This window comes from Pseudomonas sp. NPDC096925 (genome assembly GCF_044762545.1).
Classification (GTDB): Bacteria; Pseudomonadota; Gammaproteobacteria; order Pseudomonadales; family Pseudomonadaceae; genus Aquipseudomonas.
On the sequence record NZ_JBIWEM010000001.1, the window covers coordinates 401,607 to 427,986 of the forward strand.

A 26,380-nucleotide genomic window follows, 5' to 3' on the forward strand; every position below is an offset into this window, starting at 1 on the left:
GGGACCGAGGAGTAGTCGACAGATCAGGCCAAGGGAGAGGCGCGTGGACTCAGTTTGGGCCACTGCTCACGAGGTAGCCGCAAGGTAGGGGCATGGCCGAGCAGCAGCTCAGCGGGCCAGAAACGCGGGAACAGATGCTTGAAATAGTCACCGGCTAGCAGTGCCTGACCGGCGTGACCACAGCAGCAATCACCGGCTTGCAGCTTGCTATCGGCATGCTCAGCCAGTTCGGGCTGATTGAGTTTGAGTTGAGCCAGTAGTGATTTTGGCAGGTTCTGCGTGCCATGCAGGCTGCAGAAGCTGCCGAGAATCAGCGACTGGTCTACAGCCGGGGCGCGCAAGGAACGGTCGAGCGGCATCGCCAGCAGGTTGAACACCACTGCGAAACAGGCGAGCAGCCAGAGGTGAGTGCGAAGGTCTGGCAGCATGGACCGCCCCATGGAGTAAGTTGCGCATTAAGCCGCATCGGTGGCGCTCTGTAAAAGTTCCAGGCAGCGCCCTTTTGTCGCAGACGGGGCCGGGCAGTTCAGCTTGCTGGCCGCTCGCAGTGCTTCAACCAGGGAGGATGCTAGAGTCGCCGGTCATGGATCGTACCTGGAACTTGTAGCTATAACGGCCGCTTAGTCCTGGCCCTCATTACCCTTCGCAAAAACAGCCGCGCTCCAATAGCGGCTGCCGTTTTGGTGTTGGCGAGTCCAGCCCTTTGCCATCAGTTCCTTGGCAATCATCCGGTTCATGAACCCGTGACCCAGCAGCAGTACCGGCCCCTCGCTGGCAAGTGATAACAGCCGTTGTGCTGCCATGCTGGCGCGAAGCCTGGCACCGCTGACTGTTTCGACATTGCGCGAGTAACCACACAACCACAGGAGGCGAAGGATGAATGCCCAGGTAAACGGTGAAAGCCGAGGCAACTTCCATTGGCCATACGGCAGCTGCGCTTCACAAAAAAGCGCATCGACGTGGCTGGGCTCAAGACCGAGCGCCTGCAGCGAGCTCAATGCACGTGGCGCTGTGCTCGAGACAATCACCCTCGCCGTTGTGGCGAGCTGCAGGCTGGCGGCCGGGACGGGCTGGTCGGTAATTTCGGCGCGGTTGTAGCCTTCGATCCAGTCCTTCATATCCAGCGCTGACACTTTGTTGCTTGTAACCAGTGCTGGCTGGCCGTGGCGCATCAAGATTATTTCCGCGGTCATGGTGTAACTACTTCCTTGTCCTGGTGGGCGCGCCCTGTTGTTCAAACCAGCCGTGATCACGATACCACGCCACGGTATCGGCGATTGTCAGCTCCAGCGCCCGAAAGCTCAGGCCAAGCGCGTGTTCGCTTTTGCTGTGGTTGAAACGCGTACGATCCTTTTCCCGTACCAGCAGGCGCAGTGTTGCCAGGCTTAGCAGGATGGGCTTGCCGGTGAGCCGCGCATACATTTCCTGCACTGCGGCCAGGCAGAACAACAACGGCAGCGGTAAATGCCGTGCTGGCGTTCGTACGCCTGCCAGACGGCCCACTATTGGTACCAGTTCAGCCATGGTCATATGCCGCCCGGCGGCCAGGTAGCGTTCGCCACTTCGTCCTTGTGTGGCTGCTGCAATGTGCGCCAAAGCCACATCGCGGGCATCGACCACCGAGAAACTGCCCGGGATCAAGCCAGGCAGTTTGCCGTGCACGACATCGTTGACCAGTTGCCCGGACGACGTAGGGCCGATGTCGCCAGGGCCCCACATCCAGCCTGGGAGCACCATGCAGGCGTGCATGTCGGAGTGGGCTTCGAGAAACGTAGCCACGACGCGGTCGGCGAGGATCTTGCTGCGGTAGTAGTCATCTGCATCTGCTTCGGCCCGCAGGCATGTCTCATCGATGGACGTGCCGGGTGCCCCGTCGAGCACTGCAATAGACGAGGTGTGGATGAACCGCCGGATGTCGGCCTGGTAGGCCTGTTCCAACAGGCGGCGGGTACCGGTCACATTGATCTGCTCGAGTGCTTGCCAATGGCTGCCGCCTTTGTAGTTGTCACGAAAGAACGCCGCAGTATGGAACACCGTGTCGCAGCCGCGCAGCGATGCCGCGAAGGCGTCGACATCGGCCATGTCGCCTTCGACCAGCTCCACTTCGGGCATATCACCGAACTGCTGCTCCCCCTTTGCTCTTGACCGCACCAGCCCTTTGACCTTGTAGCCACGAGCGACCAGTTCGCGAACCAGGTTGTTGCCCAGCAAGCCGGTTGCTCCGGTGACGAATACATTGCGCATGGCTCAACCCTCGTGCTGTTCGGCAGATGGCCGCAACATGGCGCTGTCGAAAAATACCGCTTCGCGAATGGCCAGGCCGTTCCTGAAGGTGAAGTGGGCCGCATAGTGCACGCACACCCGACGCCCATGGGCCGGAACGATCACGCCTGCTGGCAGCAGCAGCGGGGCAGCGAAGGTGCCGGTCAGGATGGCGGTCATTGCCAGCCGATCGTCCGAGACCATGAATGGGGTCATGGTCACCATGGCATCAGGGAATGCGCTGAACAGCGCCATCTCGCGTGCGCGCATGGCTTCGCGCCCGGTTTGGGTCGTCATGCCATCCAGGTACACGAAGTCTTCGTCGACCAATGCCAGCAGCCCTTGCACATCACGCTGGTTAAAGGCGTTGGCGGCTCGCTGGGCATAATCCTTGGGGCTAGTCATCATGCAATCCATTCCATTCGTTCAGAGGGGCCCAAGGTATACGCCGGCGGTTGCTGTCGAAAAACAGCGCCTACCGCATAATGGCTTTGCGTATTTGCAAACCAGGGAGAGGCCAGCGCATATGGCATTGCAGGAAAACTGGGATGATCTTCGGCTGCTATTGGCCGTATGGCGACGGGGCAGCTTTCTTCGCGCTGGCGAGTTGCTGGGTATTGCACCCTCGACCGTTTCGCGTCGCCTGACCCAGCTTGAGGCCGCGTTGGGTGAGCCACTGGTCGAGCGAGGCGTAGAGGGATGCAGGCTGACTTCGCGCGGCCAATCGCTGGTCGAAGTGGCCCTGGCCGCAGAAGCTGGCCTGCGGCGCCAGACGCGTGCAGGCGAAGCCGAGCTGCCTTGCGAGCTCTCGGGCACTGTTCAGGTGAGCGCAGGGGAAGGCTTCTCGACTTGCGTACTGGAGGCAGCCGATCGCTTCACCGGCCTACACCCGGGTTGCTCGGTGGAGCTGACCGTGACCGCCGACTTCCACAAGATCGTCCGGGGGGTGGCGGACATTGCCGTGCGCACGGCCCACCTGGGGGAACCCTCACTGATTTATCGGCCGATAGGCCGGCTTGGCTATGGTGTGTTCGCCGCTGCTGGTTACTTGCAGCGGTTTCCGGGGGTTACCCCAGCGACGGCGGCCAATATCGGCCTGCTTCCGCCGCTGGATGTGTTGCCGCAAGTCCGTGCGGCAAAGGCGGGGGGGCTGGAACGTGCGCCTATCCGCGTGAACTCGTTCAGCGCACAGTTCGAATCGGTGAGACGAGGCATGGGGGTGGCGGTACTTCCCCGGATTCTGGCCAAGGATTTGATCGAGTTGTTCGTCGACCTTCCCATTCCAGATATGGACGTCTACATGGTGACCCGGCCACAGGCGTTGAAGCAGCCTCACATAAAGTGCTTTTTCTCGATTCTGGAGAAAATGCTGCACCAGGCCCTGTCTACGGATCCTGGGCAGCACCTGGCGGAGCAACATACCGGCTGAGTGTTCAGCGTCTGGCTCAAAAGAACGGCAAGGCCAGATACAGCTTGATGACGATGACATTGATGATGTCGATGAAGAACGCCCCCACCATCGGCACCACCAGGAAGGCGATGTGCGAGGCTCCGTAGCGCTGGGTCACCGCTTGCATGTTGGCAATTGCCGTCGGCGTTGCGCCCAGGCCGAAACCACAGTGCCCGGCGGCCAGTACTGCTGCATCATAGTTGCGGCCCATGACCCGGAACGTGACAAAGATCGCAAACAGTGCCATGACCAGTGTCTGTGCGGCGAGCAATACAAAGAACGGTAATGCCAACGCCGCCAGGTCCCACAACTTGAGCGACATCAAGGCAATGGCCAGGAATAACGACAAACTCACATTGCCCAATACCGAGACCTCCCGCTCGAAGACATGATAAACGCCGAATGCCGAAAGGCCGTTTCGCAACACCACACCCACGAACAACACGCAAACGAATGTTGGCAGTTCAAACGCAGTGCCTTTCAACAAACCGTCAAGTAACGAACCCGCGAGCAAACTGACAGCGATCAGCGCCAGTGTTTCGATAAATGAAAACGATGTAATCAGGCGCTCTCTGTCCGGTTGTTCGAAACCCTTGGGCAGTTGCGGTGCAGTTTCTTCGATGCCCGGTGTTCTTACCCGTTTGATCAGTAGCCGGGCGACCGGGCCGCCAATCAGGCCGCCCAGCACAAGGCCGAAGGTAGCGGATGCCATTGCCAGTTCGGCGGCCGAGGCCAGGCCAAACTTCTCGGAGAAAGTCGCCCCCCACGCAGCGCCTGTGCCGTGGCCACCCGACAAGGTGATAGAGCCGGCCAGCAGGCCCATCAGCGGGTCGAGCCCCAGTGCCGTTGCCAGGCCGATGCCCATGGCGTTCTGAACCAGCAGCAAGCCGGTTACCACCAACAGGAACACGGTAACCACGCGGCCACCTTTTTTCAGGCTGGCGAAGTCTGCACTCAAACCAATGGTGGCGAAAAATGCCAGCATCAGAGGGGCTTGCAGTGAGGTATCGAATTGCACGTGGACATCGAAACTGCGCAAGGCCAAGAGTGCCAAGGCCACTAACAGGCCGCCTGCGACAGGTTCCGGTATGTTGTAAGTGCGCAAGAAGCCAATGCGTGCGACAAGGCCGCGCCCTAATAACAGTACTAAAGAGGCGGCTACAAGCGTCCCGTAAAAATCGAGTTCAAACATCAGGTGCTCTCGTTATATCCAGTAGCGAACCACTTCCCGCTCTGGGGCGGATAAGCGGGGTGACAGGTAGGATTACACTGTCACCATTCTACGAGGCATGCGTGGGAGAGTATCTTTCATCGGCGTAGGAAAAGCCTGAACAACCAACTGGATTATTCCAGCAAACTATCAGGCTTTAACCTACGACCTGTCAGTTACTTAATTTGGGGCCGCTTTGCGCCCATCGCCGGCAGCCCCGTTAGCGCTATCTGACAGGCACTAGGCTTTGCCCGGTATTCCATATTTGCGCAGGCGCTGGGCAATGGCGGTATGCGAGGTCTGCAAGCGCCCGGCCAGTTGCCGGGTTGAGGGGTAACTGGCATACAGGCGTTGTAACAGCTCGCGCTCGAAATCGCCCACGGCCTGTTCCAGGCTGGCCACTTCGCCGTCCTGGCCACGGGCCACCGAGGTGCCGGCGATGTCCAGGTCACCGATATCCACCAGGTTGCTTTCGCAGATGGCTGCGGCGCGGAATATCACGTTTTGCAGCTGGCGCACATTGCCCGGCCAAGGGTTGGCCAGCAGTGCCGAATGGGTGGCCGGGGTCAGCCGGCAGGCGGGGCGCTGGATCTGCGTACAGGCCTGCTGCATGAAGAAATGCGCCAGCATCAGGATGTCCTGGCCACGGTCACGCAGCGGCGGCACCTGCAGGTTGAGCACGTTCAGGCGGTAGAACAGGTCTTCGCGGAAGCTGCCTTCGGCGACCATGCGCTCCAGGTCGCGGTGGGTGGCGCTGATGATGCGTACATCCACCTTCACTTCGCGGTCGCCACCCACCCGGCGGAAGCTGCCATCGCTGAGAAAGCGCAGCAGCTTGGCCTGCAGGTACGGCGACATTTCGCCGATTTCATCGAGGAATACCGTGCCCTGGTTGGCCAGCTCCATCAGCCCGGGTTTGCCGCCCCGTTGCGCGCCGGTGAAGGCGCCGGGGGCGTAGCCGAACAGTTCGCTCTCGGCCAGGCTTTCGGGCAGCGCGGCGCAGTTCAGGGCCAGAAATGGCGCCGCGTGGCGGCTGCTGATGGCGTGGCAGGCGCGGGCTACCAGTTCTTTGCCGGTGCCGGTTTCGCCATGCACCAGCAGCGGCGCATCGAGCGCCGCCACGCGCAAGGCGCGGGCCTTGAGGGTGCGGATGGCCGGTGACTCGCCGAGCAAGGCATCCAAGCCTTCGGCATGGTCGTGGTGCATGGCCGACAGGCGCTCGCCCATGCGCGTGGGTGGGTACAGCGTCAGCAGGCCACCGGCGTTGGTGATCGGCATGGCGTCCAGCAGCAGGCTCTGGCCGTTGAGCTGCATCTCGCGCATGGGCAGGTGGAAGTTGTTGTCCAGCAGGGCCTGCAGCAGTGCCGGGTCGCCGAACAGTTCACCCACCGAGCGCCCGGCCGATTCGCGGCCGCACAACTCGATCAGCGCGGGGTTGGCCAGCAACACCTTGCCGGCACTGTCCACGGCCAGCACCGGGTCGGTCATTGCCGCCAGCAGGGCATCGAGCTGCAGGTGCCGGCGTTGGCCAGGGAGGATGTCGACCACGTCCACCGATTGCACGCCATGCACCTCGAACAGCGCATCGTGCAGTTCTTCGAGCACGGCGGGGCTGAGGGTAGGGGCGTCGATGTAGACGTTCGGCGGGACCATCTCCACGGCGTCCAGGTTGAGGTTGCGGGCACCGAGCAGGGCGAGGACTTCCTGGGTGATGCCGACGCGGTCGATGAAGCTGACGTGGATGCGCATGGGGAGGGTGAAGTGGTTGCCGGGGAAGGCGGTAGTATGCCTCAACATTGTCGGGGCCGCTTTGCGGCCCTTTCGCGACGCAAGGCCGCTCCCACAATATTGCACAGGCCTTGAGGTCAGCGGCCAACCTGTGGGAGCGGCCTTGTGTCGCGATGGGCTGCGCAGCAGCCCCCGGATCCTGAAATTACTCCAGATGCTCAGGCTTGATCGGGTCGCCCGACTTCACATCCAGCTTTTCGCGAATGTCCGCGAACATATGGTCATAAAGCTTGTGCGGCGAACTCAGGTTCTCGAATTTCTTCGGTGGCGTCAGGTACGACTGCGCCTTGCGGGTCAGCAGCATGAGGAAGCTGGGCAACACCTGATCCTTGGCCAGGAAGAACTTTTCTTCGACTGGCTTGCCTTCGATGCTGCCATGCATCTTGAACTGGATACCTCTGCCTTCCTTGGGATCCGACGCGGCTTCGTATTCGATGTTCAGGTCATAGCTGTGGTCGTTCTTGTTCAGCGCGGTGCGCTCGATGTGTACATGACCGGGCTGGTACTGGGCCATGGCAAGCTCCTTTGGAAGGTCGAAAATGGCGGGCGCCTGGCGCCCGCCCACTGCATTCAACGGTAGCTGATCCCCGGCTTCGCGGTGGAAACGCGTGTGCCGGCGGTGCCTTTGACGATGTCTTCGATGTTCTCCAGCGAACTGATGACAGCCACTTTGCCGGTATTGCGGGCAAAGTCGCAGGCGGCCTGCACCTTCGGCCCCATGGAGCCGGCGGCGAAGCCGAGGCGTTCGAGTTCGTCGGGGTGTGCCTGGGCGATGGCTTTCTGCGTGGGTTTGCCCCAGTCAATGTAGGCCGCATCGACGTCGGTGGCGATTATCAGAAGGTCGGCGTCCAGTTGCTCCGCCAGCAGGGCCGAGCACAGGTCCTTGTCGATCACCGCCTCGATGCCCTTGAGCTTGCGGTTCTCATCATACATGGTGGGGATACCGCCGCCGCCGGCGCAGATCACGATGCTGCTCTTTTCCAGCAGCCACTTGATCGGGCGGATCTCGAAGATGCGCTTGGGTTTCGGGCTGGCCACCACGCGGCGGTACTTGTCGCCGTCGGGCTTGACCACCCAACCCTTTTCCTTGGCCAGGCGCTCGGCTTCTTCCTTGCCGTAGACCGGGCCGATGAACTTGGTCGGGTCCTTGAAGGCAGGGTCGTTGGCGTCCACTTCGACCTGGGTCAGCAGGGTGGCGAACGGCACTTCAAAGGCCAGCAGGTTGCCCAGTTCCTGTTCGATCATGTAGCCGATCATGCCCTCGGTCTCGGCACCCAGCACGTCCAGCGGGTAGGCCTCGTCGGGCTTGTAGGACAGGCCCTGCAGCGATAGCAGGCCAACCTGCGGGCCGTTGCCGTGGGCGATGACCAGCTCGTTGCCTGGGTGGATCTTGGCGATCTGTTCGGTGGCGGTGCGGATATTGGCGCGCTGGTTGTCAGCGGTCATGGGCTCGCCGCGACGCAGCAGGGCGTTGCCGCCCAATGCAACAACGATACGCATGGGGAATGTCCTTTAACGAAAAGAAGGGAGCGCTGCGCTCGACCGGTATCGCCGCCCCTTGTGGGAGCGGGTTTACCCGCGAAAGCGTCAGCCCATGCAACGCGGCTGGTGCTACTGACGCATTCGCGGGTAAACCCGCTCCCACAGGGATCCGGGTTGCCCGGCTTGCCGAGTCAGCCTTTACAGGTCAGCCAGGGTCGACACCAGGATCGCCTTGATCGTGTGCATGCGGTTTTCCGCCTGCTCGAAGGCGATGCAGGCCGGCGACTCGAACACGTCGTCGGTCACTTCGATACCGTTGGCCAGGTCCGGGTACTGTTCGGCGATCTGCTTGCCTACCTTGGTTTCGGAGTTGTGGAACGCCGGCAGGCAGTGCATGAACTTGGTCCGTGGGTTACCGGTGGACTTCATCAGTTGCGCATTCACCTGATACGGCTTGAGCAGCTTGATGCGCTCACCCCAGGCTTCGATCGGCTCACCCATCGATACCCACACGTCGGTGTGCACGAAGTCCACGCCCTTGACCGCGGCAAGCGGGTCTTCGGTGAGGGTGATGCGCGCGCCGCTTTCTTCCGCGTATTTCTTGCAGCGTTCGACCAGGTCGTCATGCGGCCACAGTGCCTTGGGCGCGGCGATGCGCACATCCATGCCGAGCTTGGCGCCGATCAGCAGCAGCGAGTTGCCCATGTTGTTGCGGGCGTCGCCCAGGTAGGCGTAGCTGATGTCGTGCAGCGGCTTGTCGCTGTGTTCACGCATGGTCAGCACGTCGGCGATCATCTGGGTGGGGTGGTATTCGTCGGTCAGGCCGTTGAACACCGGTACGCCGGCGAACTTGGCCAGCTCTTCGACGATTTCCTGCTTGAAGCCACGGTACTCGATGGCGTCGTACATGCGCCCGAGCACGCGGGCGGTGTCCTTCATGCTTTCCTTGTGGCCGATCTGCGAGGAGGTCGGGTCGATGTAGGTGACATTGGCGCCCTGGTCATAGGCGGCCACTTCGAAGGCGCAGCGGGTACGGGTAGAGGTTTTTTCGAAGATCAGCGCGATGTTGTTGCCCTTCAGGTGCTGCTGCTCGGTACCGGTGTACTTGGCGCGCTTGAGGTCGCGGGACAGGTCCAGCAGGTAGCGCAGCTCGCGGGTGCTGTGGTGTTCCAGGCTGAGCAGGTTGCGGTTGTGAATATTGAACGCCATGACTTTTCTCCTTGAGTTTGGTGAACACACCGGCCGCCGCTTTGTGAGGGCGGCCGGGGGTAATGGGCGTTAGTAGTCGATCGGGTCGCGCACGATCGGGCAGGTCATGCAGTGGCCGCCGCCCCGGCCCCGGCCCAGTTCGCCGGCGCTGATGGTGATGACCTCGATACCGGCCTTGCGCAGCAGGGTGTTGGTGTAGGTGTTGCGGTCGTAGCCAATGACCACGCCCGGCTCGATGGCCACCACGTTGTTGCCGTCATCCCACTGTTCGCGCTCGGCGGCGAAGCTGTTGCCGCCGGTCTCGACCACGCGCAGCTTGACCCCCAGTTGCTCGCCTACCACTTCGATGAACGACTTGTTGATGCGGCGCACGTCCATGCCGTAAGGCTTGCTTTCGTCCGGACGGATGATGAACGGCACGATCTCTTTGACCACTTCCGGGAAGACCGTGACCAGGTCGCGGTCGCAGAAGCTGAACACGGTATCCAGATGCATGGCGGCGCGCGATTTCGGCAGGCCGGCGACGATCACTTCCTTGACGGCGCCCTTGGCGAACAGGTTCTGCGCAAGTTGGCCGATAGCCTGACGCGAGGTGCGTTCGCCCATGCCGATCAGCACGATGCCCTTGCCGATCGGCATGACATCGCCGCCCTCGAGGGTGGACTGGCCATGTTCCTTGTCCGGGTCGCCATACCACACCTGGAAGTCGGCGTTGGTGAACTGTGGGTGGAACTTGTAGATGGCGGTGGTCAGCAGGGTTTCCTGGCGTCGCGCCGGCCAGTACATCGGGTTGAGCGTGACGCCGCCGTAGATCCAGCAGGTGGTGTCGCGGGTGAACTGGGTGTTGGGCAGCGGTGGCAGGATGAAGCTGGAGTGGCCCAGGTAGTCGTTGTACATCTTGACCACCTCGGCGCCTTCGCTCTGTGGCAGGTCCTGCCCGGCGACGCCGCCGATCAGGAACTCTGCCAGGTGGCGCGGCTCAAGGCCTTCGAGCCAGCTGCGTACTTCGTTGGTCAGGCCGACACCGACGGTGTCGGAGGTGATCTTGCGATCGAGGATCCACTTCAGTGCCTCGGGTTGCTGGACGATGTCGGTCAGCAGGTTGTGCATCTCCAGCACATCCACGCCGCGCTCGCGCATCTTGGTGACAAAGTCGAAATGGTCACGCTTGGCCTGGTCGACCCAGATCACATCGTCGAACAGCAGCTCGTCACAGTTGCTTGGCGTCAGGCGCTTGTGCGCCAGGCCCGGCGAGCAAACCATCACTTTGCGCAGTTTGCCGGCTTCGGAGTGGACACCGTACTTCTGTTTTTCAGCGGACATGGTTTCATTCCTCCAGTTGAACGAAGACGTGGGTCAAAGGGTCAGGAAGCCGTCGTACAGGCCAAAGGCTGCCACCAGGGCGCCGATGACCACGGCTGCGAAGATCAGTTTTTCCACGTTGGTGAAGACAGGTTGGCCAACCTCACGCTTGGCCTTGGCGAACAGGATCGCGCCAGGTGCGTAGAGCAGGGCCGAGAGCAGCAGGTATTTCACGCCGCCGGCGTACAGCAGCCAGATGGCGTACAACAGGGCGATGCCACCGATCACCAGGTCCTTCTGGCGTTCGGCCAGGGCCTGTTCGTAGGTTTCGCTACGCACTGCCAGCAGCACGGCATAGGCTGCCGACCACAGGTAGGGCACCAGGATCATCGATGTGGCCAGGTAGATCAGCGACAGGTAGGTGCTGTTGGAGAACAGCGTGATCACCAGGAAGATCTGCACCATGGCGTTGGTCAGCCACAGGGCGTTGGCCGGTACCTGGTTGGCGTTCTCGCGGCGCAGGAACTCCGGCATGGTGTGGTCCTTGGCGGCGGCGAACATGATCTCGGCGCACAGCAGCACCCACGACAGCAGTGCCCCGAGCAGCGAGATGATCAGGCCGACGCTGATCAGCACCGCGCCCCAGTGGCCGACCACATGCTCCAGCACGGCTGCCATCGACGGGTTCTGCAGCTTGGCCAGTTCCGGTTGGGTCATGATCCCCAGCGACAGCACGTTGACCAGCACCAGGAACAGCAGCACGGTGACGAAGCCGATGACCGTGGCCTTGCCCACGTCAGAGCGTTTTTCCGCCCGCGACGAGAAGATGCTCGCACCCTCGATGCCGATGAACACCCACACGGTGACCAGCATCATGTTGCGCACCTGGTTCATCACGCTGCCAAGCTCTGGCGTGCCAACCCCCCAGATGTCGGCGGTGAAGATGTCGAGCTTGAAGGCGAACAGGCAGATCAGGGCGAACAGCAGCAGCGGCACCACTTTGGCCACGGTGGTGACCAGGTTGATGAATGCCGCTTCCTTGATGCCGCGCAGCACCAGGAAGTGCACGGCCCACAGCAGCACCGACGCGCCAATGATGGCGGCCGGGGTGTTGCCTTCGCCGAAGATCGGGAAGAAGTAGCCCAGGGTGCTGAAGAGCAGCACGAAGTAGCCGACGTTGCCCAGCCAGGCACTGATCCAGTAGCCCCAGGCCGAGGAGAAGCCCATGTAGTCGCCGAAACCGGCCTTGGCGTAGGCATACACCCCGCCATCCAGGTCAGGCTTGCGGTTGGCCAGGGTCTGGAACACGAACGCCAGGGTCAGCATGCCGACCGCGGTGATGGCCCAGCCGATCAGTACAGCGCCAACCCCAGCGCTGGCAGCCATGTTTTGCGGCAGCGAGAAGATCCCGCCACCAATCATCGAGCCGACGACAAGTGCAACTAGCGCGCCGAGTTTTAGTTTTCCGGATGAATCAGACATTTAACAACTCCTGCCAGGAGAAAGTTGACGACAGAGTAAATCCGACGCCGCGGCCATTCGCTGACTTGGGTCAGTTCATGGCGACGTGAAGTAGGAAAATTCCTTCACGAAGCTCCTGGAGAGTGCCGACAACTTCTGCTGCAGGCCTTGCACGCTGGCACCTCCATGTCCTTCTAGAGCAAACGCTCTGTTCAGCCTGCGATGCTTGAAGCTAGCCGCTTTTGCCGCTTTCGCAAATTTTTCACAAGAATTTCGAGTTTTATCAGGTTCTTTTCTAGTTGCTCGGGAGCTGCTAGTTTTTTGTCAAAGGGTGGCATAGACAAAGCAGTTATTAGTGCTATAGCTTCATCGATCAGGATCCTTATAAGTAACATCGTGTATATGGCCCGCATGGCTGTTTCAAACCCATGACAGCGCGCAAAAAAAAGGAAGGCTCATGAGCGAACCGGGACAGAAGCTGCGCCTGGGGGCGCTGATCGCGTTGGTGGTCGGCTCGATGATTGGTGGCGGGATCTTCTCGCTGCCGCAGAACATGGCGGCGCGTGCCGATGTGGGGGCGGTGCTGATCGGCTGGAGTATCACCGCGGTCGGCATGCTGGCCCTGGCCTTCGTGTTCCAGACCCTGGCCAACCGCAAGCCGGAGCTGGATTCGGGGGTGTATGCCTACGCCAAGGCCGGCTTTGGCGAGTACATGGGGTTTTCTTCGGCCTGGGGCTACTGGATCAGTGCCTGGCTGGGCAACGTCGGCTACTTCGTGCTGTTGTTCAGTACCTTGGGCTTCTACTTCCCGGTGTTCGGCGAAGGCAACACGCCAATCGCCATCGGCTGCGCCTCGCTGCTGTTGTGGGCGGTGCATTTCCTGGTGCTGCGCGGCATCAAGGAAGCGGCATTCATCAACCAGGTGACCACCGTGGCCAAGGTGGTGCCGTTACTGATTTTCGTGGTGATAGCGGCATTCGCCTTCCGCGCCGATATCTTCACCCGTGACATCTGGGGCCTGAGCAACCCGCAGTTCGGCAGCGTGCTGGAGCAGGTGCGCAACATGATGCTGGTGACCGTGTTCGTGTTCATCGGCATCGAGGGCGCCAGCGTGTATTCCGGGCGCGCCCAGCGCCGTTCGGATGTGGGCAAGGCCACAGTGATCGGTTTCCTGGGGGTGTTGGCGCTGCTGGTACTGGTCAACGTGCTGTCGCTGGGGGTGATGACCCAGCCGGAGCTGGCCGGGCTGCAGAACCCGTCGCTGGCCTCGGTGCTGGAGCATATCGTCGGGCCCTGGGGTGCCTTGCTGATCAGTATCGGCCTGGCGGTTTCGCTGCTCGGCGCGCTGCTGTCGTGGGCGCTGCTGTGCGCCGAGATCCTCTTCGCCACGGCGCGGGACAAGACCATGCCGCGCTTCCTGGCCAAGGAAAACGCCAACCATGTGCCGGCCAACGCCCTGTGGCTGACCAACTGCATGATCCAGGGTTTTCTGCTGATCACGCTGTTTTCCGCCGGTACCTATACCAGCCTGATCTACCTGGCCTCGTCGATGATCCTGGTGCCCTACCTGTGGTCGGCGGCCTATGCCGTGCTGTTGGCGTTACGTGCAGAAACCTACACCGGGCAGCCGGCCCTGCGCCGCAAGGACCTGCTGGTGGCGCTGGTTGCCCTGGCGTATGCCGTGTGGCTGTTGTACGCCGGCGGGCTCAAGTACCTGCTGCTGTCGGCGCTGCTGTACGCGCCGGGCGTGATCCTGTTCGCCAGGGCCAAGCATGAGCAGGGAAAAACCTTGTTCACCACCTGGGAAAAGCTGATTTTCGCCGCCGTGCTGGCAGGCGCCGCGCTGGCGGCATATGCCCTGTATTCAGGGCTGCTGAGCTTGTGACGGGGCAGGGCAGGCGGCGTGCTCCGGGCGTGACCAGATCCACAGGTTGCCCAGGGTCATGCCGGCGATGGCCAGGAACACCGGCCAGCGGTGTTCCAGGAACGTCAGCATCAGGCCCGCGCACAGCAGCATGCTGAAGGTTGCGCTGACCTTGGCCCGGCGCTGGATCACCTTGCCATTGCGCCAGTTGTGCAGGATCGGCCCGAACAGCCGATGGTTCTCCAGCCAGGCAGACAGGCGTGGCGAACTGCGCGTGGCCGCCCAGGCGGCCAGCAGGATGAATTCGGTGGTCGGCAGGCCGGGAATGACGATCGCGACCAGGCCCACGCCCAGGCTCACGTAAGCCAGGATCGCATACAGCAGGCGGGCGAGTTTCGAGCGGGCGGGTCGGGTCATGGTCTCACTGCATAAAGCGGTTCGGCCACCGGTAGGGTGGCCGGGTACGGTGTGTCAAACCAGCGCGGCATCTGCAGCATAGGCGTGCTTGAGCAGCTCGGTGAAGCGCTCGAAGGCAGCGACTGCGCCGCGTTCGGCAGCGGCTTCCTCTTCGGCCGACAGCGCCAGCTCATCAAGAATGCGGGTGAACTGCTTCCAGCCTTCGGCACGGCCACCGGCCGGTTCGCCCAGGTGGCGGGCACCGAAGCTGTCGGACAGTTCCAGGGCCACGGCACGCTTGATCAGAAACGCAGCGCCCAGTTTGGAGCCTTCGGAGACGAAGATCCAGCCCATTGCCTCGCCCAGGCTCGGGTTGCGCAGGGCACCCGGCACGGCTGGCGGTACTTCGGTGTCGAGGTCGGCGAGGTCCAGGCGTGCCTGTTCGGCGCGGCAGCGCTCGGCCAGGTCGGGGACGATGGCGATCAGTTGCGGGTCGTTGTACAGGGCCTGCAACTCGGCCTGGAACAGGTACTGGGCAACCACGAAGCGGGCGAAGCTTTCACGGCTGTCGAAGGGCGCGTGGGATTTGACCAGGGCATCCAGTTCGGCGTGCGGGGCGTGGGTGATCTGGTTCAGGCGCTGAGAGCGCAGGGCTGGGCGGTCGGTCATGGGGCAGTCCTTGAAAAAAGGGGCGTCTGGAAACAAGACGAAACAGCGGGGGCGGGACAGTAAAAAAAGCCGGTATTTGTGCTGGTAGTGACGGCCTCTTCGCGGGTGAACCCGCTCCCACAGGTATTGCGCAGACCTCGGGCCTGTGATGTCCCTGTGGGAGCGGGTTTACCCGCGAGGAGGCCGGCACTGACGAAACAAACCTGTCAGCGATAATCCAGGTCAGATATCCCAAACCACATTGATGCCGAAGTTGCGCCCCGGCATGGTCAGGCGGTCGATGTTGGCGGGCTGGGTCACAGCCGCTTCACCCTGGCCGTCGTAGCTGCGTACCGAATCCCACTGCCAGTACTTCTTGTCGGTGAGGTTGTACAGGCCGGCGTTGATGGTCACGTCGTCGGTGACCTTGTAGTAACCCGTCAGGTCCAGCACCCCGTAGCCCGGGGTGCGGAACTTGGAACTCGAGCCGTCGGGCGAGTAGAAGGTGCTGTCGTCGACGCGGGTCTTGCGCTTGACCAGTGTCCAGCTCAGCAGGCCGCCGTAGTGCTGTTGCTCGTAACCCAGGCCGAACACGCCCTTCAACGGGTTGACGCTGTTCAGTGGCTCGCCGGTGTCATCGTTGCGGCCATGGGTGTAGGCGATCGAGCCCTGGGTATACAGGCCCTGCGGCGCACCAAAGTGGTCGAGGTTCAGGCGGCCCTTGACCTCGGCACCCTTGATGGTGGCGTGCTTGATGTTGTTGGCCTTGAAGGTTTGCTCCAGGTTGGCGCTTTTTACGGCGTCCTCGTCGATGAAGTCGCGGTACTTGTTGTAGAACACCGCCACGTCGAAGTTGCCGGCGTCGAAGTTGCCACGCAGGCCGGTTTCATGGCTTTTGCTCTTTTCGGGCTCGAGGCCCGGGTTGCCTTCTACGCGGTAGCCTTGCTCGATGTTCTCGAACTTCCCGTACATGGCTTTGGCGCTCGGGGTGCGGAAACCTTCGGCGTACTGGCCATACCAGGTGTAGTTGTCGTTGAAGGCATAGGTCAGGCCGAACTTGGGCGAGATACGGTGCCACTTCTTGTCCGAGTCGTCCTGGGAGGTGGGCGCGGTGCCGGAGGACTCCAGGCCTCGCAGGAATTCCTTGGTGAACCTGGGCTCCATGCGCGTGTAGTCGTAACGAGCGCCAGGCATGAAGGTCCAGTTGTTCCAGCGGATTTCATCCTGCACGAACAGGCTGTAGGTATTCACGGTCGGGTCCGGGAAGTCGCTGACCAGGGCCTGGCCATCTGCCGGGCGCTCGGCGCCAGCGGCGGAGCAACCTGAGCCAACGGCCAGGCAGGTGCCGGTGCCGCTGCGCGAACCGGTGACCTTTTCGTGCTTGAAGGTGGTGCCGTAGGTCAGCAGGTGGTCGGTGGCGCCGAGGCTGAAGGCCTTGTCCAGCTGGGCGTCGAATACCCACTGGCGGTCCTTGTAGGTGGTGTCGCGGGTACGCAGCACCTGACGGCCGGGCGGTGCGTAGACTTCCTCAGTGTGCTGGTCGGTCTTGGCGATCTGGTAGTTCAGGCTCCACTTCACATGGTCGGCGACCAGCGAATCCAGGCCGAACTCATGGTTGATGCCAAAGCGTTCGCGGGTGATGGTGTCGTTGCCATTGCGCGCCTTGTAGTAACCCGAGGCACCAAGGCCGGGAATGAACGGCCCGCCCACCGCACTGAGGATGTTCTGGTCGCGATCATCCTTGTAGCGTTCGTAGGTGAAGCCCAGGCGCGCGTCGTCGGCGTAGTTCCAGCCCAGCTTGGCCAGCACGTTTGTAGTACGCACGTCCATCGGGTTGGCTTCGGTACGGGACAGCCCGTCACCGCTGTGGCCGCCGTGGGTCTCGGTTTCGTGGCCGTTGCGCTGGCTCAGGTGCAACAGGCCGTCGAAGTCGCCCTGGCGACCGGCGACGGTGGCGGAGGTCAGCCAGCTTTCGTCGGCCGAGCTGTAGCCGGTCTTCAGGCGGGCACCTGCATCCTTGCCGGGCTTGATGATGTCATCCGGGTCGAGGGTGAAGTAGCTCACCGCCCCGCCGATGGCGTTGCTGCCATACAGCACCGAGGCCGGGCCGCGGAGGATTTCCACCCGCTTGACGATCTCCGGGTCCACGTAGTTGCGCTGGGTCTGGGCGTAGGGGCCGAAGAAGAAGCTGTCGGGGATCGACACGCCATCGACCTGGGTGAGAATGCGTTCGCCGTCGATGCCCCGGATGTTGTAGCCGTTCAGGCCGCTGCGCTGGCCGGTGCCGGCCACCGATACACCCGGCTCGTAGCGCACCAGGTCCTGGATGTTGTTGACGTTCTGCCGGTCCAGTTCCTCGCGGGTCTGCACGCTGACGGTGCTCGGCACCTGGCTGACGTCCTGGGCACTGCGCGTGGCGCTGACCGTGACCTGTTGCAGGGCGACCACATTGGCGCTGGTCTGGCGTTCGAGCACTACATTGCCGTTGCTGATCTTGCGAAAGCCCAGGCCGGTACCGTGCAGCAGGCGCTTGAGCGCGGCTTCCGGCGGTAGCGAGCCCTGCACGCCTGGTGAGGCCACGCCGTCGGCCAGCTCGGCGCTGAAACCGACTTGCCAGCCAGTGACCTGGCTGAAGGCATTGATGGCCGAAACCAGTGGCTGCTGGCCGATGCTGAAGCGGTAGTCGCCCATGCGCGGGCTGCTGGCCTGGGCCGGCTCGGCGGCCAGCGCCGGCAGGCTGCAGGCGCCGCTGGCGAGCAGGGCCAGGTTCAGTAGGGAAAGGCTCAGGAGGGACGGTTGCCCTCTACGGCTGGGAAGGGTGGAGGGGCGGGTAGGACCTGTGGACATCGGAAGCGCTCCCTGACGCGCGGACTGTTATAGGTGATGGCTGTCCCCGTTTTCAAACGAGAATCAGTTGCATTGGCTATAACGAGACGGGCGGGGTAGCGTGACTGCGTAAAAAAAGTTGGATTGCGGTCTGGCAATCTGTATCGCGATTTCCGTGGGAGCGGGCACGCCCGCTCCCACAGGGACCGTGTCGGGTTTCAGATTTTGCTGAAGATCGATTGGCGGATCAGTTCAGGATGACCAGCGCCGGGTACTCGTGCAGCCGTGCCGAGGTGATGTGGGCCAGCGCGCGCAGGGTTTCCAGTGGCTGGTCGAGGCGGTAGTTGCCGGTGACCGCCACGTCTTCCAGCTGTGCGTTGCGGTTGATGATCCAGCCCGGGTAGTAGCGCTGCACCTCGGCCAGCACCTGGCTCAACGGGCAATTCTCGAACACCAGGCGGCCGTCTACCCAGGCCAGGTCCTTGTGCATGTCGGGGCGCTGGCGCTGGCCAAAGCCCTGTGGGCCAACACTGATGCTGTCGCCGGCACTCAGGCGAATGCGCTGGTCGCGGCTGCCCTGCAGGTCGACATCGCCGCGCTGTACCCGCACCTGTGCCTCGCCGTCGAGGTAGCGCACGGCAAAATCGGTGTCGCGCACCTGCGCGCGCAGCGGCCCGGCCTGCACTTCCAGTGGCAGCAGCGCACCCTCGGGGACCTGGAAATAAGCCTCGCCCTGCAGCAGGCGGGCGATCTGGCGACCGTCACGGTGGTCGCTGGCAAACGCCGAATTGGTGTTGAGCAGCACTTGCGCCCCGTCTTCCAGCTGCAGGCGCTGGCGCTCGCCCACCACCGTCAGGTGGTCAGCCTGCAGGCGCATGGGCAGGTTGCCGAGGGTGAACAGCCCGACCAGCAGTAGCGCCGCCGTGGCCAGGGGTTTCCAGTGGCTGCGCAGGCGCCCGCGCCACGAGCGGCGCTGTTGCTGGTGCATCTGCACGGCCACCTGGTGCAGCGGCGCACCGTTCCACAGGGCTTCTGCCTCGACATAGGCCTCGGCATTTTCCGGTGCAGCGCTTAGCCAGGCTTCGAAGGCCTGGGTGTCCTCGGCGTCGGCACATTGCAGGCGCACCAGCCAGTCCAGCGCCTCGTCCATGGCACGAGCACGGGCGCTGGGCCCGGCGGGTGACGGGCGAGGGGCAGGGCTGTCGGTCACGGTGAGTCCTTGAATGGTTTTTTGCGAATGATCAAGGCTGAGGCGGGGTGTGGCAAGGGCTTTGCGTAGCCTCACTTGAGGCGGTCGGCGACACCCATGCAGATCGCCATGATCAGTTTCAGTTCCTTCTGTACCGTGCTGGGCGAAACATTCAGTTGTTCGGCGATTTCCAGGTAGGTGGCGCCATGCAGGCGGCTGAGGATGAAGATGCGCTGCTGGCGTTCGCTGAGCTGGTTGAGGCTGACGCTCAGTTGCTTGAGCAACCGTTCGGCATGGGCGGCATCCTCGCTGCTGGTGGCCGGCGCGGCCACGCTGTGCAGGACCTCATCGGGCACGTCGTCGACCAGCATGCGCGATTGCACCCGGCGCGCGCGCAGGTGGTCGAGGGCCAGGTTGCGCGCGGTCTGGAACACGAACGGTTCGATGTGTTCGATGGGCCGCTCACCGAGGGCGCGGGACACCCGCAGGTAGGTTTCCTGCAGCAGGTCCTCGGCCGTGGTGGGGTTGCCCACCATGCGCTGCAAAGTGCGCAGCAGGGTAAGGCGCTGGACGAGGAAGACAGAGTTGAACCGGGACTGACTCACGGGGGGACCTGGCCGACGAAAGGTTAATGATAATGCTTATCATCTGCCTCGAAGGTCAAGCCTGGAAATGTTAGGAAAAGGTAAAGATTGTGAGTATTGGGCGCAGAGGCGCTCGCCACGGCATTATCAGTGCCTGTGAGATCGAGCGCCGCCCGCGCGGCGCTCGATCTCACAGGCGGCAAAAATGCCATGTCATGCTCAACGGGCCCGGCACAACGCCAAACAGTTATCCAGCATCCGGTTGCTGAACCCCCACTCGTTGTCATACCAGGCCAGCACCTTGAGCATGCGCCCGTTGGCCCGGGTATGGTTGGCATCGAAGATCGACGACAGCGGGTTGTGGTTGAAATCGCAGGAAACCAGCGGCAAGGCGTTGTAGCCCAATACCCTGGAATGCTTGCTGGCCTCGAGGAACAGCTGGTTGACCTGCTCGGCCGTGGCCTCGCGCTTGAGGTTGACGGTGAGGTCCACCAACGACACGTTGATCACCGGCACCCGTACCGCCATGCCGGTCAGTTTGCCGGCCAGCTCCGGCAGCACCAGGCCCACGGCCTCGGCGGCGCCGGTCTTGCTCGGGATCATCGACTGGGTCGCGGAGCGCGCACGGTAGGGGTCGCTGTGGTACACATCGGTCAGCACCTGGTCGTTGGTGTAGGCGTGGATGGTGGTCATCAGGCCTTGCTCGATGCCGAACTCGCGGTGCAGCACCTGGGCAATCGGCGCCAGGCAGTTGGTGGTGCAGGAGGCGTTGGAAATGATCTGGTGCGAGGCCCGCAGGATGTCGTGGTTGACCCCGTACACCACGGTGGCATCGGCGCCTTTGGCCGGTGCCGAGACAATTACCTTGCCAGCCCCCGCGGCCAGGTGTGCGGCGGCCTTGGCGCGCTCGGTGAACAGCCCGGTGCATTCGAACACCACGTCGATCGCTTCGGCCTTCCAGGGCAGTTCGGCCGGGTTGCGGATGGCGCTGACCGCGATACGGTCACCATTGACCGTCAGGCTCTCGTGGTCGGCCTCGACGCTGGCATCGAAGGTGCCGTGCACGCTGTCGTACTTGAGCAGGTGGGCATTCATGGCGCTGTCGCCCAGGTCGTTGATGGCGACGACCTGCAGGTCCTGGCGGTAGCCTTGGGTATACAGTGCGCGCAGGACGTTGCGCCCGATGCGGCCGAATCCATTGATGGCGATGCGTAGGGTCATGGCAGTACCTCTGGCAGTCCGAGTGAAACCTGTGGCAAAAAGGAGCTTCACTGAAACGGTTTTGTTGTTGGAATTACAAGATTATTCACTCGAAGATAGAAAACAAGCCTTTTTAGTGGCAGTATTTTGTTTAAACATACAACGAGTGGTTGGGCGACGTTCCTCCAGTGATGCAGCAGGCTCCTTTACCTTGAGCCTAGGCCGCAATCGTTTGGAGGGGAAATGCCCGGCAAACCGCCCTTACAATTAGCCTGGAGTCCAGTACATGCATCCGCGCATCCTTGAGGTCACCCAGCGGCTGGTCGAACGTAGCCGTGCCACCCGCGAACGCTACCTGCAGCTGATTCGCGGCGCGGCCAGTGATGGCCCCATGCGTGCCAGCCTGCAGTGCGCCAACTTCGCCCACGGCGTGGCCGGTTGCGGCAGCGACGACAAGCAGACCCTGCGCCTGATGAACGCGGCCAACGTGGCCATCGTCTCGGCCTACAACGACATGCTTTCGGCGCACCAGCCGTACCAGCACTTCCCCGAGCAGATCAAGCAGGCCCTGCGCGAGGTCGGCTCGGTCGGCCAGTTCGCCGGTGGCGTGCCGGCCATGTGCGACGGCGTGACTCAGGGTGAGCCGGGCATGGAGCTGGCCATCGCCAGCCGCGAAGTGATCGCCATGTCTACCGCCGTGGCCCTGTCGCACAACATGTTCGACGCCGCGCTGATGCTGGGCATCTGCGACAAGATCGTCCCTGGTTTGATGATGGGTGCACTGCGCTTTGGTCACCTGCCGACCATTTTCGTCCCGGGCGGGCCGATGGTCTCCGGCATTTCCAACAAGCAGAAGGCCGATGTGCGCCAACGCTACGCCGAGGGCAAGGCCAGCCGCGAAGAGCTGCTGGAGTCGGAGATGAAGTCCTACCACAGCCCGGGCACCTGCACTTTCTACGGCACTGCCAACACCAACCAGCTGGTGATGGAAGTGATGGGCCTGCACCTGCCGGGCGCCTCGTTCGTCAACCCGTACACACCGCTGCGCGACGCACTCACCGCCGAGGCTGCGCAGCAGGTCACGCGCATGACCAAGGCCAGCGGCAGCTTCATGCCGCTGGGTGAAATCGTCGACGAAAAGGCGCTGGTCAACTCCATCGTTGCCCTGCACGCCACCGGCGGCTCGACCAACCACACCCTGCACATCCCGGCGATTGCCCAGGCTGCGGGTATCCAGTTGACCTGGCAGGACATGGCTGACCTGTCCGAGGTGGTGCCGACCCTGTCCCACGTCTACCCCAACGGCAAGGCTGACATCAACCACTTCCAGGCCGCGGGCGGCATGGCCTTCCTGATCCGCGAGCTGCTCGATGCCGGGCTGCTGCACGAAGACGTCAACACCGTGGCCGGCCATGGCCTGCGCCGCTACACCCAGGAGCCATTCCTCGATAACGGCAAGCTGGTGTGGCGCGAAGGGCCGCAGCACAGCCTGGACGAAAGCATCCTGCGCCCGGTGGCGCGGCCATTCTCGGCCGAAGGCGGCCTGCGGGTGATGGAGGGCAACCTTGGCCGAGGGGTGATGAAGGTGTCCGCTGTCGCCCCCGAGCACCAGGTGGTCGAGGCCCCGGCGCGGGTGTTCCACGACCAGCAGTCGCTGGCCGATGCATTCAAGGCCGGCGAGCTGGAGCGTGATTTCGTCGCCGTGGTGCGCTTCCAGGGCCCGCGCTGCAACGGCATGCCGGAACTGCACAAGCTCACGCCGTTCCTCGGCGTGTTGCAGGATCGTGGCTACAAGGTAGCGCTGGTCACCGACGGGCGCATGTCCGGTGCTTCGGGCAAGATCCCGGCGGCCATTCACGTTTGCCCCGAGGCTTATGACGGGGGGCCGCTGGCGCGGGTGCGTGACGGTGATATGGTGCGGGTCGATGGTGTCGAAGGCACGCTGCGGGTGATGGTGTCGGCCGAAGAACTGGCCAGCCGCGACCTGCCGCCAGCGCCCCAGGGTAACGACCTGGGTTGCGGGCGCGAGCTGTTCGGCTTCATGCGCATGGCATTCAGCCCGGCAGAGCAGGGCGCCAGTGCGTTCACCTCGGCCCTGGAGAACCTTAAATGAAGGACCTGCTGGTTGGCGACATCGGCGGCACCAATGCCCGTTTTGCGTTGTGGCGTGACAACCAGCTGCATGAAGTGAAGGTCTTCGCCACCGCTGACTACACCTGCCCGGAACAGGCCATCGAGGCCTACCTGGAAGGCCAGGGTATCGCCCGCGGCGGCCTGGCGGCGGTGTGCCTGGCGGTGGCCGGGCCGGTCGATGGCGATGAGTTCCGCTTCACCAACAACCACTGGCGCCTGAGCCGCGTGGCCTTCTGCCAGACATTGCAGGTCGAGCGGCTGCTGCTGATCAACGATTTTACCGCCATGGCGCTGGGCATGACCCGCTTGCGCCCCGGCGAATTCCGCGAAGTGTGCCCGGGCCAGGCGGACCTGTCGCGGCCGGCCCTGGTCATCGGCCCGGGCACCGGGCTGGGCGTGGGCGCGCTGCTGCGCCTGGGCGAACAGCACTGGCAGGCACTGCCGGGGGAGGGCGGGCACGTCGACCTGCCGGTGGGCAATGCCCGCGAGGCTGCGATCCACCAACAGATTCATGACCAGATCGGCCATGTCAGCGCCGAGACCGTGCTCAGTGGCGGTGGCCTGCTGCGTTTGTACCAGGCAATCTGTGCGCTGGACGGCGACACACCCCGACACAAGACCCCGGCGCAGATCACCGATGCCGCGCTGGGCGGCGAGCCAAGGGCGTTGGCGGTGATCGAGCAGTTCTGCCGGTTCCTCGGCCGAGTCGCGGGTAACAATGTTCTGACGCTGGGCGCACGGGGTGGGGTCTATATTGTCGGCGGCGTGATCCCGCGCTTTGCCGAACTGTTCGTGCGCAGCGGGTTTGCCGCCAGTTTTTCCGACAAGGGTTGCATGAGCGGCTATTTCGCTGGCGTGCCCGTTTGGCTGGTGACGGCGGAGTTTTCCGGGTTGCTGGGGGCCGGGGTGGCCTTGCAGCAAGCGCTGGATCACTGACTGGGGCCGCAAAGCGGCCCCCAAAAAACAGGCAACAAAGACCTGTAACTAACAAGAGGACGGACCACCTTGAGCACTGCCGGAAAATCGATCCTGATGGTCGACGACGACCAGGAAATCCGCGAACTGCTGCAAACCTACCTGAGCCGCTCCGGCTTCCAGGTACATGCCGAAGCCGACGGCAAGGGCTTTCGCCGCGCCCTGGAAACCACCCCCTGCGACCTGGTCATCCTCGATGTCATGCTGCCCGACGAAGACGGTTTCAGCCTGTGCCGCTGGGTACGCCAGCACCCGCGCCAGGCACGGGTACCGATCATCATGCTCACCGCCAGCTCCGACGAAACCGACCGGGTCATTGGCCTGGAACTGGGCGCCGACGACTACCTGGGCAAGCCGTTCAGCCCCCGCGAACTGCAAGCGCGGATCAAGGCCCTGCTGCGCCGCGCCGAGTTCGGCCAGGCGGCGCCGGGCAGTGCGGTGCTGGCCTTCGACGACTGGCGCCTGGACACGGTCAGCCACCGCCTGTTCCATCGCGACGGTGAGGAGGTGATTCTCTCCGGCGCCGACTTCGCCCTGCTCAAGCTGTTCCTCGACCACCCACAGCAGATCCTCGATCGCGACACCATCGGCAACGCCACCCGTGGCCGCGAGCCGATGCCGCTGGACCGCATCGTCGACATGGCGGTCAGCCGCCTGCGCCAGCGTCTGCGCGATACTGACAAACCACCCCGGCTGATCCGCACCGTACGCGGCAGCGGCTACCTGTTGGCTGCCCATGTCTGCAGTGCGCCCTGAACGGCGCTGGCGCCTGCTGCCGCGTTCGCTACTGGGGCGCATGCTGCTGCTGACCCTGCTGGTAGTGCTGCTGGCCCAGGGTTTGTCGAGCATCATCTGGGTTGCCCAGTTACGCGCCAGCCAGTTGCAGGGCCTGCGTGCCAGCGCCAGCAGCCTGGCCCATTCGATGAGCGCCAGCGTCAGTTACTTCCGCTCGCTGCCGGTGGCCTACCGGCCGATGGTCCTCGACCAGCTGCGCAGCATGGGCGGCACGCGCTTCTTCGTGTCGCTCAATGCCAAGCCGCTGGACATGCCGGTATTGCCCGTTACCCCGCGCAAGCAGGCGGTAATCGATGTGTTCCGGCAAGTGCTGCATGAGCGCCTGGGTTCGCAGATGGAAATTTCCGTGGCGTTCGTCGCGCCAGACGACCTGCGCATCTTCAACAGTGGCCTCAAGCTCGACGAGCTGCCACGTTCCTGGGCCCATTACTCGCTGACCCTGGAGCCGCTCAACCCGCCGGTGCTGGTCACGCAGATCCGCCTGGGCGAGGGCGAGTGGCTGTACATCGCCTCGCTGCTGCCCGAGCCCTACACCAGCCTGGAAGCCGAGCGCCTGCCGCGCCAGCAGATAGGCTTCATCGTGCTGACCACGGCGTTGCTGCTGTTGTTCATCGGCTTGCTGGTGCACTGGCAGAGCTGGCCGCTCAAGCGCCTGGCGCGGGCTGCGCGGGAGATGTCGCTGGGCGCTGATGTGGCGCCAGTGGCCGAAGGCGGTGGCAGTGAAGTGGTCGAGGTGGGGCGCGCGTTCAACAGCATGCGCGAGCGCATCAGCCGCTACCTGACCGAGCGCAGCCAGCTGTTCAGTGCCATCTCCCACGACCTGCGCACACCGATCACCCGCTTGCGTCTGCGCGTCGAGCTGCTGGAGGACGAGCGCCTGCAGGCCAAGTTCAGCCAGGACCTGGACGAGCTGGAGCTGCTGGTCAAAGGTGCGTTGCAGTGCGTGAAGGACACCGACATCCACGAGAACATCGAGCCGGTCGACCTCAACCAGGTGCTGGAAATCCTGGCCGAGCCTTACCTGGGCGATGGCCGCATCACGCTCGAAGGCCGGGCGCTGGCGCCGTACCCGGGCAAGCCGCTGGCGTTGCGGCGCTGCATCGGCAACCTGATCGACAACGCCATCAAGTACGGCGAGCGGGCGCGGCTGCGCATCATCGACACTGCCGAGGGGTTCGTGCTGCAGGTGGATGACCAGGGGCCGGGGGTGCCGCAGCAGCAAATGGAGCAGGTGTTCGAGCCGCACTTCCGTCTGGCCGGGCAGCAGCAGGGGTACGGGCTGGGATTGGGGATCGCGCGCAACATAGCCCATAGCCATGGGGGAGAGGTGAGCTTGCTGAACCTGCGTGAGGGCGGGTTGCGGGTGACCTTGTATCTGCCGCGGAGCATGGACTGAAGGGTTGTGTTGCCTGTGCCGGCCTCTTCGCGGGTAAACCCGCTCCCACAGAGGCCTCACAGGTCCATACAGATTCCGAGGCTAATGCAAAAACTTGTGGGAGCGGGTTTACCCGCGAAGAGGCCGGCACAGGCAACGCAAATGTCACTTGCTGGTGACAAATCCACCTTCCTTGGTGACATTCCCATCCAGGCCCGCTCACTAGAATTC

At 63.1% G+C, this 26,380-nt stretch carries 23 protein-coding genes; 6 read left to right on the top strand and 17 right to left on the bottom strand.

The genetic code is table 11. From position 1 onward, the window contains the following. Positions 1-23 precede the first annotated feature (23 nt). The 4 genes from ACIQYU_RS01960 to ACIQYU_RS01975 all read right to left on the bottom strand — a co-directional run bounded on the left by ACIQYU_RS01960 (position 24) and on the right by ACIQYU_RS01975 (position 2,670). A complete protein-coding gene (locus tag ACIQYU_RS01960; RefSeq protein WP_207836008.1) occupies positions 24-428 on the bottom strand; it encodes a DUF2946 family protein in 405 nt (134 codons plus the stop codon). A 192-nt stretch (positions 429-620) separates the two neighbouring features. Continuing rightward, entirely contained in the window at positions 621-1,193 is a 573-nt protein-coding gene (locus ACIQYU_RS01965) for a histidine phosphatase family protein (protein ID WP_402798025.1), read from the bottom strand. Between the two features lie 7 nt (positions 1,194-1,200). Beyond that, on the bottom strand, positions 1,201-2,244 hold the full coding sequence (locus tag ACIQYU_RS01970; RefSeq protein ID WP_402798028.1) for an SDR family oxidoreductase: 1,044 nt from the start codon (positions 2,242-2,244) through the stop codon (positions 1,201-1,203). 3 nt (positions 2,245-2,247) lie between these two features. Further along, entirely contained in the window at positions 2,248-2,670 is a 423-nt protein-coding gene (locus ACIQYU_RS01975; protein WP_402798030.1) for an ester cyclase, read from the bottom strand. Positions 2,671-2,788: 118 nt separating this feature from the next. Between ACIQYU_RS01975 and ACIQYU_RS01980 the strand changes: the two genes are divergently transcribed. Further along, positions 2,789-3,691 carry a LysR family transcriptional regulator gene (locus tag ACIQYU_RS01980; protein ID WP_402798033.1) on the top strand — a complete coding sequence of 301 codons (903 nt, stop codon included), beginning with the start codon at positions 2,789-2,791 and terminating at the stop codon, positions 3,689-3,691. Positions 3,692-3,707: 16 nt separating this feature from the next. Here ACIQYU_RS01980 and gltS read toward each other — a convergent pair whose 3' ends face one another. The 7 genes from gltS to arcD (ACIQYU_RS02015) all read right to left on the bottom strand — a co-directional run bounded on the left by gltS (position 3,708) and on the right by arcD (ACIQYU_RS02015) (position 12,185). Then, positions 3,708-4,904, bottom strand: coding sequence for a sodium/glutamate symporter (gltS, locus tag ACIQYU_RS01985; protein WP_207835994.1), 1,197 nt, complete (start codon positions 4,902-4,904; stop codon positions 3,708-3,710). A 258-nt stretch (positions 4,905-5,162) separates the two neighbouring features. Continuing rightward, positions 5,163-6,671, bottom strand: coding sequence for a sigma-54-dependent transcriptional regulator (locus ACIQYU_RS01990; protein ID WP_063911752.1), 1,509 nt, complete (start codon positions 6,669-6,671; stop codon positions 5,163-5,165). 184 nt (positions 6,672-6,855) lie between these two features. Further along, positions 6,856-7,224, bottom strand: coding sequence for a DUF5064 family protein (locus ACIQYU_RS01995; RefSeq protein ID WP_063911394.1), 369 nt, complete (start codon positions 7,222-7,224; stop codon positions 6,856-6,858). Between the two features lie 56 nt (positions 7,225-7,280). After that, a complete protein-coding gene (gene arcC / locus ACIQYU_RS02000) occupies positions 7,281-8,210 on the bottom strand; it encodes a carbamate kinase (protein ID WP_063911395.1) in 930 nt (309 codons plus the stop codon). Between the two features lie 180 nt (positions 8,211-8,390). Beyond that, entirely contained in the window at positions 8,391-9,401 is a 1,011-nt protein-coding gene (locus tag ACIQYU_RS02005) for an ornithine carbamoyltransferase (protein WP_063911396.1), read from the bottom strand. A gap of 69 nt (positions 9,402-9,470) precedes the next feature. Continuing rightward, positions 9,471-10,724 (bottom strand): arginine deiminase, encoded by a 1,254-nt coding sequence (gene arcA, locus ACIQYU_RS02010; RefSeq protein WP_063911397.1) that lies wholly within the window; start codon positions 10,722-10,724, stop codon positions 9,471-9,473. Positions 10,725-10,757: 33 nt separating this feature from the next. Next, positions 10,758-12,185, bottom strand: coding sequence for an arginine-ornithine antiporter (gene arcD, locus ACIQYU_RS02015; protein ID WP_207835966.1), 1,428 nt, complete (start codon positions 12,183-12,185; stop codon positions 10,758-10,760). Positions 12,186-12,621: 436 nt separating this feature from the next. Here arcD (ACIQYU_RS02015) and arcD (ACIQYU_RS02020) point away from each other — a divergent pair, with 436 nt between their 5' ends. Next, the gene (gene arcD / locus ACIQYU_RS02020; RefSeq protein WP_063911399.1) at positions 12,622-14,049 is read left to right on the top strand and encodes an arginine-ornithine antiporter; all 1,428 of its coding nucleotides are present in this window, start codon (positions 12,622-12,624) and stop codon (positions 14,047-14,049) included. Here arcD (ACIQYU_RS02020) and ACIQYU_RS02025 read toward each other — a convergent pair. The 6 genes from ACIQYU_RS02025 to gap form a co-directional block, all read right to left on the bottom strand. Further along, a complete protein-coding gene (locus ACIQYU_RS02025; RefSeq protein ID WP_063911400.1) occupies positions 14,029-14,445 on the bottom strand; it encodes a YbaN family protein in 417 nt (138 codons plus the stop codon). The two genes, arcD (ACIQYU_RS02020) and ACIQYU_RS02025, sit on opposite strands and share 21 nt — an antisense overlap. A 54-nt stretch (positions 14,446-14,499) precedes the next feature. Next, a complete protein-coding gene (locus ACIQYU_RS02030; RefSeq protein WP_207835947.1) occupies positions 14,500-15,093 on the bottom strand; it encodes a biliverdin-producing heme oxygenase in 594 nt (197 codons plus the stop codon). A gap of 222 nt (positions 15,094-15,315) precedes the next feature. Next, the gene (locus tag ACIQYU_RS02035; RefSeq protein ID WP_402798044.1) at positions 15,316-17,919 is read right to left on the bottom strand and encodes a TonB-dependent receptor; all 2,604 of its coding nucleotides are present in this window, start codon (positions 17,917-17,919) and stop codon (positions 15,316-15,318) included. Between the two features lie 226 nt (positions 17,920-18,145). Beyond that, positions 18,146-19,108, bottom strand: a complete 963-nt coding sequence (locus ACIQYU_RS02040; protein WP_207835929.1) for a FecR domain-containing protein — start codon at positions 19,106-19,108, stop codon at positions 18,146-18,148. 71 nt (positions 19,109-19,179) lie between these two features. Continuing rightward, positions 19,180-19,692 carry an RNA polymerase sigma factor gene (locus tag ACIQYU_RS02045; protein ID WP_207835917.1) on the bottom strand — a complete coding sequence of 171 codons (513 nt, stop codon included), beginning with the start codon at positions 19,690-19,692 and terminating at the stop codon, positions 19,180-19,182. Positions 19,693-19,890: 198 nt separating this feature from the next. Further along, positions 19,891-20,892 carry a type I glyceraldehyde-3-phosphate dehydrogenase gene (gene gap, locus ACIQYU_RS02050; protein WP_063911405.1) on the bottom strand — a complete coding sequence of 334 codons (1,002 nt, stop codon included), beginning with the start codon at positions 20,890-20,892 and terminating at the stop codon, positions 19,891-19,893. Positions 20,893-21,157: 265 nt separating this feature from the next. On the opposite strand from gap, the gene edd reads away from it, so the two are divergent. The 4 genes from edd to ACIQYU_RS02070 all read left to right on the top strand — a co-directional run bounded on the left by edd (position 21,158) and on the right by ACIQYU_RS02070 (position 26,170). After that, positions 21,158-22,984, top strand: coding sequence for a phosphogluconate dehydratase (gene edd / locus ACIQYU_RS02055; RefSeq protein ID WP_087502589.1), 1,827 nt, complete (start codon positions 21,158-21,160; stop codon positions 22,982-22,984). Further along, the gene (locus ACIQYU_RS02060; RefSeq protein ID WP_207835913.1) at positions 22,981-23,940 is read left to right on the top strand and encodes a glucokinase; all 960 of its coding nucleotides are present in this window, start codon (positions 22,981-22,983) and stop codon (positions 23,938-23,940) included. Before edd ends, ACIQYU_RS02060 begins: the two co-directional genes overlap by 4 nt. A 69-nt stretch (positions 23,941-24,009) precedes the next feature. Next, positions 24,010-24,735 carry a two-component system response regulator GltR gene (gene gltR, locus ACIQYU_RS02065; protein WP_054573359.1) on the top strand — a complete coding sequence of 242 codons (726 nt, stop codon included), beginning with the start codon at positions 24,010-24,012 and terminating at the stop codon, positions 24,733-24,735. Then, positions 24,716-26,170: an ATP-binding protein gene (locus ACIQYU_RS02070; RefSeq protein ID WP_207835911.1), complete on the top strand. Its 1,455-nt coding sequence runs from the start codon at positions 24,716-24,718 to the stop codon at positions 26,168-26,170. Before gltR ends, ACIQYU_RS02070 begins: the two co-directional genes overlap by 20 nt. Positions 26,171-26,380: the final 210 nt, after the last annotated feature.

Bases quoted from the DNA above. Each gene is read 5' to 3' on its own strand.
- ACIQYU_RS02005 (WP_063911396.1), bottom strand. From the start codon at position 9,401: ATGGCGTTCAATATTCACAACCGCAACCTGCTCAGCCTGGAACACCAC.
- ACIQYU_RS01995 (WP_063911394.1), bottom strand. From the start codon at position 7,224: ATGGCCCAGTACCAGCCCGGTCATGTACACATCGAGCGCACCGCGCTG.
- ACIQYU_RS01990 (WP_063911752.1), bottom strand. From the start codon at position 6,671: ATGCGCATCCACGTCAGCTTCATCGACCGCGTCGGCATCACCCAGGAA.
- edd (WP_087502589.1), top strand. From the start codon at position 21,158: ATGCATCCGCGCATCCTTGAGGTCACCCAGCGGCTGGTCGAACGTAGC.
- ACIQYU_RS02025 (WP_063911400.1), bottom strand. From the start codon at position 14,445: ATGACCCGACCCGCCCGCTCGAAACTCGCCCGCCTGCTGTATGCGATC.
- gap (WP_063911405.1), bottom strand. From the start codon at position 20,892: ATGACCCTACGCATCGCCATCAATGGATTCGGCCGCATCGGGCGCAAC.
- ACIQYU_RS01970 (WP_402798028.1), bottom strand. From the start codon at position 2,244: ATGCGCAATGTATTCGTCACCGGAGCAACCGGCTTGCTGGGCAACAAC.
- ACIQYU_RS02030 (WP_207835947.1), bottom strand. From the start codon at position 15,093: ATGACCGACCGCCCAGCCCTGCGCTCTCAGCGCCTGAACCAGATCACC.
- ACIQYU_RS01975 (WP_402798030.1), bottom strand. From the start codon at position 2,670: ATGATGACTAGCCCCAAGGATTATGCCCAGCGAGCCGCCAACGCCTTT.
- ACIQYU_RS02070 (WP_207835911.1), top strand. From the start codon at position 24,716: ATGTCTGCAGTGCGCCCTGAACGGCGCTGGCGCCTGCTGCCGCGTTCG.
- ACIQYU_RS02035 (WP_402798044.1), bottom strand. From the start codon at position 17,919: ATGTCCACAGGTCCTACCCGCCCCTCCACCCTTCCCAGCCGTAGAGGG.
- ACIQYU_RS01980 (WP_402798033.1), top strand. From the start codon at position 2,789: ATGGCATTGCAGGAAAACTGGGATGATCTTCGGCTGCTATTGGCCGTA.
- arcC (WP_063911395.1), bottom strand. From the start codon at position 8,210: ATGCGTATCGTTGTTGCATTGGGCGGCAACGCCCTGCTGCGTCGCGGC.
- arcA (WP_063911397.1), bottom strand. From the start codon at position 10,724: ATGTCCGCTGAAAAACAGAAGTACGGTGTCCACTCCGAAGCCGGCAAA.
- gltS (WP_207835994.1), bottom strand. From the start codon at position 4,904: ATGTTTGAACTCGATTTTTACGGGACGCTTGTAGCCGCCTCTTTAGTA.
- arcD (WP_063911399.1), top strand. From the start codon at position 12,622: ATGAGCGAACCGGGACAGAAGCTGCGCCTGGGGGCGCTGATCGCGTTG.
- ACIQYU_RS01960 (WP_207836008.1), bottom strand. From the start codon at position 428: ATGCTGCCAGACCTTCGCACTCACCTCTGGCTGCTCGCCTGTTTCGCA.
- ACIQYU_RS01965 (WP_402798025.1), bottom strand. From the start codon at position 1,193: ATGACCGCGGAAATAATCTTGATGCGCCACGGCCAGCCAGCACTGGTT.
- arcD (WP_207835966.1), bottom strand. From the start codon at position 12,185: ATGTCTGATTCATCCGGAAAACTAAAACTCGGCGCGCTAGTTGCACTT.
- ACIQYU_RS02060 (WP_207835913.1), top strand. From the start codon at position 22,981: ATGAAGGACCTGCTGGTTGGCGACATCGGCGGCACCAATGCCCGTTTT.